Origin of the sequence: Halococcus sp. AFM35, assembly GCF_051195015.1 — an archaeon.
In the GTDB taxonomy this organism is placed as follows: Archaea; Halobacteriota; Halobacteria; order Halobacteriales; family Halococcaceae; genus Halococcus.
The window spans coordinates 1-9,207 of the sequence record NZ_JBNTJU010000050.1 but is presented as its reverse complement, the minus strand read 5'-3'; the positions used below and the strand labels follow the sequence as shown (position 1 = coordinate 9,207).

The window sequence follows — 9,207 nt, the reverse complement described above, 5'->3', positions numbered from 1 at the left end:
TGCGACCGACGCGGACGGCGCTGTATCCACGCCCTAAAGGACGTGGCGTTAGCGCCTGTCGAACACGGAACTGTAATGCCCGCCTCAGCAGGATTCAGGGCGTGTTCCAGCGGGCGATTATCGTCGTGATGGGTCTATACCCGCTAGGGCGGGTTCTGACGCTACAGGCGGCCGCTGCCGATGTACGCCAGTCCGAGCGCACCGATGATGACCAGAAAGCTGTAGATGGTATCTGGGAGTGGAACGATCGCTTCGCCGAAATTTCCGACCAGGATGACCGCGACTGCAACAAGAGTCAGCAACGAATGGGCGATCAGTTCCTGACCGAAGACCCGAAATGACCAGTAGACCACCTCCAACGAGGACCTGACACTGTCCACGAGTCGACGGGTTCTATCCGGATTCTCGGCCGGTTCGAATCCGACAAAGTCCTCGCAACTGACCGTGACAATCTCACCGGTAGTGACCCGCTGACCGTCGCTATCACCTACTTTAAGGAGTGTCACAGCTTCGTCGTCGGTGCCGACCACACGGTACGTACCGGCCGGATAGTCAATCTTGGTCGGAGAATAGTGGTCAGAGACGGTCGGTGCAGGCATTGTTTCATTGGTATTTCATTCCTCCAATATAAGTGCGAAGGTCAGGCAGCCCGATACTGCTGTATCAAAATGGCCTCGCCTCAGCCGCTTTCTGCCTCCGTCTCGAGCGAACTCCCCGGTGAGAACTCGGTCAGCTCCTCAATCTCCTGTTCCAACCGCTCGACTTCCTGGCGCAGGATATCTGCCTCGGGATCATCGCTTACCGCTAGCCGATCCTTCAACCCCTGCAAGCGCGTCTCTTTGCGCTCTTCGTCCACCTCGGCTTTGCGCACGTACTCGCTTTCGCTCACGTCGTACACCTCTGACTCGGATACTGGGACGACATCCAACGCTTCCTCGACCTTGCTCCGGTCGACACCGAGCAGTTGCTCGCGATCGATGCCAGTCTCCGCGAACGCGTCGAGCACTTCCTCGTCGTCTTTGAGCGAGCGGTTCCGCCGCGTCGTTCGCTGAACCGAGCCGTACTGACCGTGCAGCGGTCGGTCGTGCCCGACGCGCTCTAAGAGAACGTCGGTCACGTCCTTGCGGAGGTCGTTGGCATTTCGCTGGACATCCGACAGCAGCGTATAGAGATTCACCAACACGGGCGTCTCGACGCTTTCGAGAGCACCTATGTCCTCGCGTTCGAGCGCGTCGATCAGCAATAGCATATCCGCATAGACGTCGATGTCAGGCTCCTCACGCTGGCTATCATGCTCGTCTTCGGCACTCGCAGTCATCGACAAGTGCGGTGCATCGTCCAGCACGGCGCTCTCGTCGGCCTCGTCGAGTTCGGTCAGTGTCTTCTCGCGTTCGTCGAGTACGTAGCGTGGGTGGAGTGCAAGCACCGCCGCGTACGGTTCGGCTTTCGGCGGCAGCCAGGAGAGCTCGAAGCTATCGACGGCCTCGCGCGTGTGTCCGGCAAGCGCTTCGAACTGCTCGCGTTGGAGAGGTTGGGAATCGCCCGAATCGACGTCTTCGATAATGATGCGCTGATCCTGCACGTCGGTGATGCGGAATCGTGTCGAAGCCAGCGGCGTGATGAGCGTCGCCTCGCCGGGCAGGTCCTCACAGCGCTCGATCAGCGTTCCCCACGTCGCGCCGAACGGAATCGCCATACTCCAACTCAGAGAGCCGCTGTCTCAAGAATCGTGGGGACCACCACCGGGTTTCGAGTGAAAATCCCGCTCTGCTACCCGGTCACATACTTCACGTGGAGCCTCGGAAGCGAGAGGGAGCAATCATCTGAGTCGTTCTTTAAGTGCTTCTGGCGACAAGGTGAAGATACGAGAGAGGGTCGTCGGGTTCTGCGGTGGGATAATTCTACACAGACGCATCTTTCAACTCGCAGTGGCTACTACCGTCTGAGCCATGCCCAATGGTGGAACCGCTCCACGACTGACTTCTTCCCCGCCCGATGAGGAAGAAGTCGGTCAGTTGAGTCGCCAGCCCGGTGATAGTACTGTCTCGCGTGCCGATCTCCAGCGCGACGAAACTACTCGCCGCTGGGGGTTAGTCACGCCGAGCGCGACACGCATCGGTCGCGCGGACTCACCCGACGGCGACCTCAGCGACAGCATCCGCCGACTTCACGAAGAGCGCCACCCCGCAATGGAAGGGTACAGCCAACGCGCTCACCGCCTCGAAAAGCTCCGTCTCACTCACGCACTCTGTGGGAGTCTCGGCCTGACACCGTGGCAACGCGACCGCGCTATCGGCACGATGGTCGATCTTGATCTCACTGCCTTCGGCAGCCAGCGCGCCATTCCCAAGGTCGCGCTTGTCGTGATTCGCCACGTCGTCGACCGCGAGCGCGAACACCATCTCGGCCTCCACGATGAGGAGTGGATCGCCGACCAGCCACCCGAACGCCTCGGCGACCTCTACGAGCAGTTCCACTCGATCACCGACGACGAACAGTTCACCGCGCTGTGCGAACAACACGATCTCGACGTGACCAACCTCAACCGTCTCCGGCGAACCCTGACCGAACAACTCGACGAGCAGGACCTCCACGATGCGGTCTATGGACGCAATCCCTACCGCGACCCGAGCCTGCCAGAACTTAGTGTCGGTTCCTCAGCTTGAGTAATGGGTCGAGAGCTACCATCCGTTCTTTAAGTGCTTCTGGCGACAAGGTGTAGATACGAGAGGGGTACACTCGCGCGCGATCGGATCTTTTCACGGATTCTCGTTCCAGTAGCTATCGAGTCCAGGGTGTCATAGAATTCTTCGCATACCTCAGTAGCATCCCGAGAAACGGCATCTGAGAAGTAGCCAATATCGCTGCTTCTGAATTGCGGCGATAGCAGACCTCTCAGCCGATAGCCGAAAATCATGCTAACCGTTCTATGACACCCTGATCGAGTCACGACGAACCGATGCGTTTCATCAGCCGGCGGCATTCCGGACAGGATCGCGACGCTCCGTCGTCGCCGCTGAGTTGGTGACCGCAGTTGACGCACTCGTAGACGAACGGCTCCATGGGCTGAGCGTTGGCAAATATTGCGCCGAGGCACATGAAGTTGTTTGCCATTCACATGCCGAACGTGCCACTGCGCTCAATCAGCGTGCCCCCACGTCGCACCGGACGGAAATCGCCATGCCCGCACTCAGAGGCCTGATCTCTCAAACATTATGGGCACCACACCGGATTTCGAGTGAAGTCGGGGACTTCGGGTCGCCTCTCAGACATGAAAGCAGGGGATCTGGGATCGCTCACTCGTCAAGTGGTGTGATGCGAATCTGCTCTTCGACGTAGTAGATGTAGCCGCGGCTTTCGAGCTGGGCGAACGCGTCTTCAGCGCCCGCTTTGCTGACGCCCTCAACGTCGGTGATCACGTCGATGGCCTCGTCTTTCGGGAGTTTCTCGCCGGTCCCACCCGCGGCGTCGGTCAACAGTGCAAGCGTGTCCTCGGCGAACGGCGGTATCCGCCGCTCTTCATCCATACGTAGTGTTTCAGCCGCCTGTATATCAATCTGTATCAGCCAATCAAGCGTCAGAGCTCGTCGAGATGCTCGATGCCTTCTTTCGAGACGTTCGCTTCAGTGACCATCTCGGGCATCCAGTCGGGCTTGTCTGCGGGTGCGTCGCTGCGCCATGCCCATCCTTCGTAAATGTGGAGTTTCTTCGTTCCTTTCTCGCGGAGACTGAACGTGGTGCGTGGCGCTTGATCTTCGCTCTCTGCCGGCTCAAGCCGCCGAGCGGCTTTCAGTGCTGCTTGGCGTGGCGTGCTCCCGGAGAACACGCTCGTCTCCTCGCCGGTTTCCTCTCGGAGTGCAAAGTTTCGCTTGTCACTTGCCATGAGTTCCTCACGCGAACATAGCGTGGCTATGTGATAAATGTACCCCAGTCAGGCGGTTTCTCTCGACAAATAGCCACTCTCTACGACCGAGTAGGGCTGTTATCGATCTGCAGAAGTATCCGAGTCATCCTGCACTCGCGTGAACGCGAAGTTCTCGCGAGCGTTGGTGACCTCGACAGTCACTTCATCGTCAGGGCGCGCTCCGGGAACGAACAGCACGTATCCGCGCTCGACTTTCGCTATCCCATCGCCTTGCTCGCCCAGCGATTCGATGGTCACCTCGCGGACGTCACCGCTCGATACCGGTGGCGTCGGCGGTGATGACGCCCCTGCTGTCGCCGACGCTTCGGTCAGCTGATTCTCGCTTCTGGGCTGGGGTTCGTCCAAGACCACCACGCGATAGGTCTCGCCGGCCGAAGCCTGCCCCATATCGAGTTCCTCCCGCGGTATCTCGATACTGTCGGTAGTTCCCATCAGCCCTGATTGCTGACTCGATTTCTGGAACGAGATGAGGGAAATCAGAGCCAATGCGTGACCGAGCTGAACAAAGACGGCGGTCTCACTCCAGTGAGACCGCCGTCATCTCGATAAGAGGTGAAGCGGTCGCTCAGTCCCGGTATTGCCGCTGGACGCGGGCCTGTTCAGCCCGCGTCCAGCTGGCTGTAGCTCGCTGGAATGCCAATGCCATTCGTCGGTGTTTCCCACTTCCGACACAGTGTTTCGTCGAGAGCGTGGTCGATCCACTCTCGAAACACCTCAAAACGGAACCAGACAGGAAGTGCTCGCCCGCCGCGACGCGGCGTGGCGAGCACGCCCCATCGAACGATCACCCACAGATTCCGCAACAAGAAACTCACGAGGATGAACAACAACCGAACGGTTGGATCAGTCGTGCTTGTACGCGCACGCGCCTCGCGCATCGTCCGGAAGGCCGTCTCGATAGCTGAACGTTTCTGATAGAGGGCTTCGACCTCTTTGGGCGTGCGATCAGCCAGATCGCACGCCACGTATGCTCGAACGAGCAAACCGTGTTTGCCGCGGTTGCCCCGATGGTAAGAGACACAAACTGCGAGCGGGAAGCGCAGTTCCCGCTCGCTTCCCTCGTACATCACGTACTCCGTCCAGTAGGAGACTGTCGTGTCGAGTTTCTCGGCCATCTGTTCGCCGCCGCGGATGATCGGGAGAGCGACTGGTGCCACTGCATCCAGTCGCTCGATAGACGTTCCATCGTAGAACCCACGGTCGGCGAGGAGTCCAGCGATATCGAACGGGAGGGCCGCGACGTGGTCGAGCAGTCGCTCGACCGCGTCGCTCTTTGGTTCGTCGCCACGGACGGGAGTTACCGCAACGATGAGTGGTTTGGATCGGCAGAGAACGAATCCAACGAGGTAGCGATGGCACTGGGAGGTGCCATCGCGGGGATTCGTGTGACAGAGTTCGCCATCGTCAGCGTGTGGGAAGCCGTGGTAGTGGATATCGACGAAGTCGAGACAGATGATCCTCGGGCCGAGGCCGAGGATCATCGCCGCCTGCTGAGCCAAGAGGTCGTTGACGACAGCTTCGAGCTCATCGGGCGGGACGGTGTGAAGCTGGGCAAGTGTGTAGTCATCGGAGTAGGTTTGACGGGTAGTGTCGGTGACAGCCTTGATGGATTTTTGATCGACAGTAGCTTGCAGGAGCGTCTGACGGATAATCTCGGAGTCGAAGCCGCAGCCTTCGACTCCGGGTATCGGAAGCTCCGTCAGAAGACCAAGCGCTAACTTTTCGAGGTCAGAGGCCGTAAGGACGGTGTCTGGATGGTAGAGAAATCTCACGTGTACCCATCCAGACGCTTTCTGAGAATCTAACTTCGTCAGTTATGGCTTTCAATTGATTCGATGGGAACTACCGACTGTAGGAGCCTTCGTCCTCTTCGACCGAAGCGGTGAACAAACACTCCAGCTGGTCGGGGATCTCGACCATTATACGCTCTCTGTCCCAACGGTGTTCAATACCGTTCTCGATGAGCAACCTCTCAAAGAACGAGCATCGCGAAGAGAAACGCTACTCATGGGCTGTCAGGCCTCGGCTTTAGCAGCCACGTACTGCTCTTCCCATTCCCGGCGGGCCTCGATTTCGCGGTAGCCACGCTGTGTGACCTCGTAGGAGTTCGTTCGACGGTCGATCTGGCCCTTCTCGATCAGTCCCTTCTCGACGAGCGTGTCGAGATTTGGGTAGAGCCGCCCGTGATGAATTTCGGTCTCGTAGTACTCTTCGAGTTCGTCCTTGATCGCTAGCCCCTTTGGCTCGTCTTGTCCGACAGCAGCGTACAGCAGATCGCGCTGGAAGCCAGTCAAATCATACATATCCAAGAGGTGGCTGTTCTATCAGTTAAAATATATCGATATTCAAAAGTTGAGCCAAAATCGAAATTGCGTTAGCTTTCCATATCGTCGGACGGGTTTCCAGCCATCCACCATAGCGTGTCATAGAACTCTTCACACGCCTCAGCAACAGCCCGAAAATCAGTGTTTGAGAAACAGCTAGTGTTGTCGCTATTCAGAGCCAACGGTAGCAGGCCTCTCTACTGGCTCCTAAAAACCATGCCAACCGTTCTATGACACCTGACTACTGCACCGAATGCAGCTGGTCCATCAGCATCGAAGACCACGACCGCGACGAACTCTTTCAGGCCGCCATCGAGCACTTCGATGAAACAGGACACACCATCGAATCGAACGTAGCCAACAGAATACAGCGCGATACTGCGGATTTCGCCTTTAGTTATAAAGAGAGAATTCTACAGTAGGTTTCGCCTCAGACAATCGCTGTCAGTGGGTTTTCGACGCCATGCAAGAGGGAGCAGCACCGCACAGCAACGCCGAATCGACAGCAAGCGCAAAAATCATCGTACATCACTCCACTCAACCGTGCATCAGGACCTTTGCGGCCACATCACCTATGTCAGTCGCCTTCGAAGAAGGCCTGAGCACGGCTGAGGAGACCCCCAGATGACTTACTCTACCCGTGCTCATTCCATCCTCAGCAGAACGGTCCCACTCTCGCAGCATGTGGTGAACCGTCTGGCAAGATAATACCGCACGGTACTCTACGCCAGCTTCACCGATACGCAGGGCTTGAGGCCGTGACGCACAACAATTGACTACTCTACTCAGGGATTCGAGTAGAGCAGTCATTTATCCTTCACCTCTGGCGGCGGTTTCCACGTTTCGAGCAGCGTCACTCCACCCATTCCAGGAACCACCTCACGCAGCTCGCCATCGGGACCATCTCGAATCCCTACCAGCTCCCATATCTCATCGGACTCCGGCGGCTCATACGACATATGCCGTTGCGCACCATCCGAAGGCCGCCAGTACCGGCTGTTTGTCGCCCACAGGAGGGTGAGCATCATCTGACGCGCCTCTTCGGCTTCCAGCGGTTGACCCCCTCCACCGGCCTGAAGGCCGGGGAATCCACGCATGGGATTCGGGCTTCGTCGCGTCGAAGCCTTCGGTTCCAACCCGCACTGGGAGGGGAACCGGCAGCATACCGGAGGAACTCTCGTTTGAATCCCCTCTTAGGGCTGTGGTCCGGCCAATGGGACCCCATCGGCAGCCATGTCATCGTCCATCCCAGTGTTCTCAGGGGATGGTCTCTCACCGCTGCCGTAGCAACCTCCCATTGGCCCGGAGAACGCTTAACTCTTGCGTCAACCCGCGTGACGCCATATCGCTCGACCTCCGCCTCTAGGGCCTAGCCGAAGTTCTTGACGCTCGTTCTCGCTCAGATTGGCAGTGCTCGCCGGGTAAAGTATGCTGGCTGATGCTGAACGTCAGAAGGTTACGCTAGCCACTAAAGGCGGAGGTATGCGCTAGCGCTCTCTATCATATCCACACGCGCCGTCACCGCTGCTTTCGCCTCCGAGTGTGTACGCTGTCAGGTACGCTGCGAGATTCCCAACCTCCTCAGTCTGCTCACCTTCCCCGACATGACGCACCGATACTGACGACCCTGTATTCACGAATTCAATTGAGCCCTCAGAGAATATCAGCGAACAGCGTGGCTGCAAGTATCAACGCATATCCTGGGACGATGTACTGAAGAATTCGGTTCGGCATTACCCGCACCGTATAGGGTGCAAGGATGGCAGCGAGGAATCCACCAGCGAACACCGAAGGCAACAGCGTGAGGTCGAGACCGACGCCGGCGATCGTGATCGTCAGAAAGGTGACGATGCCCGCCAGTGAGACGATCCCTTCGGACATTGAGGTGATCGCCGTGGCGCTCTTCTCATAGATTCCCGAGAGAATCTGGCCGAGCGTGATGACTGGTCCGAACCCACTGCCAGTAATACCCTTGTTGAGGCCAGCGAGCGCCGCAAATCCGATGAGTTGTCGCTGACTGTACGTCCCTGAGAAGTCAGTAACATTCTGAAAGAGCGTCAGGCCGGCGATAAACACGATGATGATGCCGATGTACGCCTGCACGAGCGGGCCCGAAACCTCGATGGCGAGGTAAGCAAGCACGACTGAGACGATTGTCGCTCCGACACCGATGACTACCACGAGACCCAATACTCGTGTCGCCTCGGTGGTCGACTCGTCGCCATATCCGAACTCCACGTTCTCGAACTCATTATGGAACAACCCGCCGACGAGCCCCGTTGCTGCTTCCGAAAACAGGAGCGTAGGAACGACCGCAGCCGCGGGATATCCGAGCACAAACAGCAACGCACCGAGGGTTGCACCGAAGCCCATCCCCGACGCGGAGTCGAACGTCTCGAAGAGAAATGCGGCAATCACAATCGTTGGAAGAAATGTTGCACTGGTGTTGACGGCCGTCCCCGAATATCGTGGAACGACGAAGAAGACGATACTAGCAAGCACGATGGCATAGATAGCCAGTGCAAAACCTACCCGCCCCACCGTACGTCGGCTTATCCGTGCACGGTCGATGAATTCGCGCGCGTCGATCTCGCGAGCAAGAGCGCCGATCGTACTCTCGGACTCCCCCGCAGGTGAATTGCCTCCACCCGATCCGTGATGATCGGTAGATGTCTTGGCTGTATCTGCCATCGGTAGATGTCAGCTTCTGTCGGCAATAAGGGAATGTCTCCCGGTCAATAGTAGGTCAAACAAGGACAACCAAATGCATAAAAATTCGGCTATTATACCATTTGTGGGCGGCCTATGTCCAAATTTGGGAAATTAGGATTGGCTCTATTAGAAGCAACATTTTCCGCATATAATGTAGAGATGATTTCCACTCATAACGTAGCTCCCCCAGCGCGGATACCACGCCGTTCACGGCGTGGAGGAGCGCGCAACACTCCACAACCCACA

The 9,207-nt window shown here is 57.7% G+C and carries 10 protein-coding genes; 1 reads left to right on the top strand and 9 read right to left on the bottom strand.

Annotated elements, in window-relative coordinates:
• Nucleotides 1-161: 161 nt before the first annotated feature.
• The gene (locus ACQUQO_RS17250; protein WP_435079738.1) at nt 162-599 is read right to left on the bottom strand and encodes a hypothetical protein; all 438 of its coding nucleotides are present in this window, start codon (nt 597-599) and stop codon (nt 162-164) included.
• Nucleotides 600-679: 80 nt separating this feature from the next.
• Nucleotides 680-1,696 (bottom strand): hypothetical protein, encoded by a 1,017-nt coding sequence (locus ACQUQO_RS17245; RefSeq protein WP_435079736.1) that lies wholly within the window; start codon nt 1,694-1,696, stop codon nt 680-682.
• 253 nt (nt 1,697-1,949) lie between these two features.
• On the opposite strand from ACQUQO_RS17245, the gene ACQUQO_RS17240 reads away from it, so the two are divergent.
• Nucleotides 1,950-2,666: a DNA-directed RNA polymerase subunit epsilon gene (locus ACQUQO_RS17240; protein ID WP_435079735.1), complete on the top strand. Its 717-nt coding sequence runs from the start codon at nt 1,950-1,952 to the stop codon at nt 2,664-2,666.
• A gap of 630 nt (nt 2,667-3,296) precedes the next feature.
• Here ACQUQO_RS17240 and ACQUQO_RS17235 read toward each other — a convergent pair.
• The 7 genes from ACQUQO_RS17235 to ACQUQO_RS17205 all read right to left on the bottom strand — a co-directional run bounded on the left by ACQUQO_RS17235 (nt 3,297) and on the right by ACQUQO_RS17205 (nt 8,790).
• A complete protein-coding gene (locus ACQUQO_RS17235) occupies nt 3,297-3,527 on the bottom strand; it encodes a hypothetical protein (RefSeq protein ID WP_435079734.1) in 231 nt (76 codons plus the stop codon).
• Between the two features lie 50 nt (nt 3,528-3,577).
• The gene (locus ACQUQO_RS17230) at nt 3,578-3,883 is read right to left on the bottom strand and encodes a non-histone chromosomal MC1 family protein (RefSeq protein ID WP_435079732.1); all 306 of its coding nucleotides are present in this window, start codon (nt 3,881-3,883) and stop codon (nt 3,578-3,580) included.
• 99 nt (nt 3,884-3,982) lie between these two features.
• Nucleotides 3,983-4,357 carry a TRAM domain-containing protein gene (locus ACQUQO_RS17225; protein ID WP_435079730.1) on the bottom strand — a complete coding sequence of 125 codons (375 nt, stop codon included), beginning with the start codon at nt 4,355-4,357 and terminating at the stop codon, nt 3,983-3,985.
• A 167-nt stretch (nt 4,358-4,524) separates the two neighbouring features.
• Nucleotides 4,525-5,697, bottom strand: coding sequence for an ISH3 family transposase (locus ACQUQO_RS17220; RefSeq protein ID WP_435079728.1), 1,173 nt, complete (start codon nt 5,695-5,697; stop codon nt 4,525-4,527).
• Between the two features lie 243 nt (nt 5,698-5,940).
• Nucleotides 5,941-6,228 (bottom strand): helix-turn-helix transcriptional regulator, encoded by a 288-nt coding sequence (locus tag ACQUQO_RS17215; RefSeq protein ID WP_435079726.1) that lies wholly within the window; start codon nt 6,226-6,228, stop codon nt 5,941-5,943.
• A gap of 827 nt (nt 6,229-7,055) precedes the next feature.
• Nucleotides 7,056-7,346, bottom strand: a complete 291-nt coding sequence (locus ACQUQO_RS17210) for a hypothetical protein (RefSeq protein ID WP_435079724.1) — start codon at nt 7,344-7,346, stop codon at nt 7,056-7,058.
• A gap of 556 nt (nt 7,347-7,902) precedes the next feature.
• Nucleotides 7,903-8,790: a TSUP family transporter gene (locus tag ACQUQO_RS17205; protein ID WP_435079723.1), complete on the bottom strand. Its 888-nt coding sequence runs from the start codon at nt 8,788-8,790 to the stop codon at nt 7,903-7,905.
• Nucleotides 8,791-9,207 lie beyond the last annotated feature (417 nt).

Bases quoted from the DNA above. Each gene is read 5' to 3' on its own strand.
- ACQUQO_RS17250 (WP_435079738.1), bottom strand. From the start codon at position 599: ATGCCTGCACCGACCGTCTCTGACCACTATTCTCCGACCAAGATTGAC.
- ACQUQO_RS17245 (WP_435079736.1), bottom strand. From the start codon at position 1,696: ATGGCGATTCCGTTCGGCGCGACGTGGGGAACGCTGATCGAGCGCTGT.
- ACQUQO_RS17240 (WP_435079735.1), top strand. From the start codon at position 1,950: ATGCCCAATGGTGGAACCGCTCCACGACTGACTTCTTCCCCGCCCGAT.
- ACQUQO_RS17235 (WP_435079734.1), bottom strand. From the start codon at position 3,527: ATGGATGAAGAGCGGCGGATACCGCCGTTCGCCGAGGACACGCTTGCA.
- ACQUQO_RS17230 (WP_435079732.1), bottom strand. From the start codon at position 3,883: ATGGCAAGTGACAAGCGAAACTTTGCACTCCGAGAGGAAACCGGCGAG.
- ACQUQO_RS17225 (WP_435079730.1), bottom strand. From the start codon at position 4,357: ATGGGAACTACCGACAGTATCGAGATACCGCGGGAGGAACTCGATATG.
- ACQUQO_RS17215 (WP_435079726.1), bottom strand. From the start codon at position 6,228: ATGTATGATTTGACTGGCTTCCAGCGCGATCTGCTGTACGCTGCTGTC.
- ACQUQO_RS17210 (WP_435079724.1), bottom strand. From the start codon at position 7,346: ATGCGTGGATTCCCCGGCCTTCAGGCCGGTGGAGGGGGTCAACCGCTG.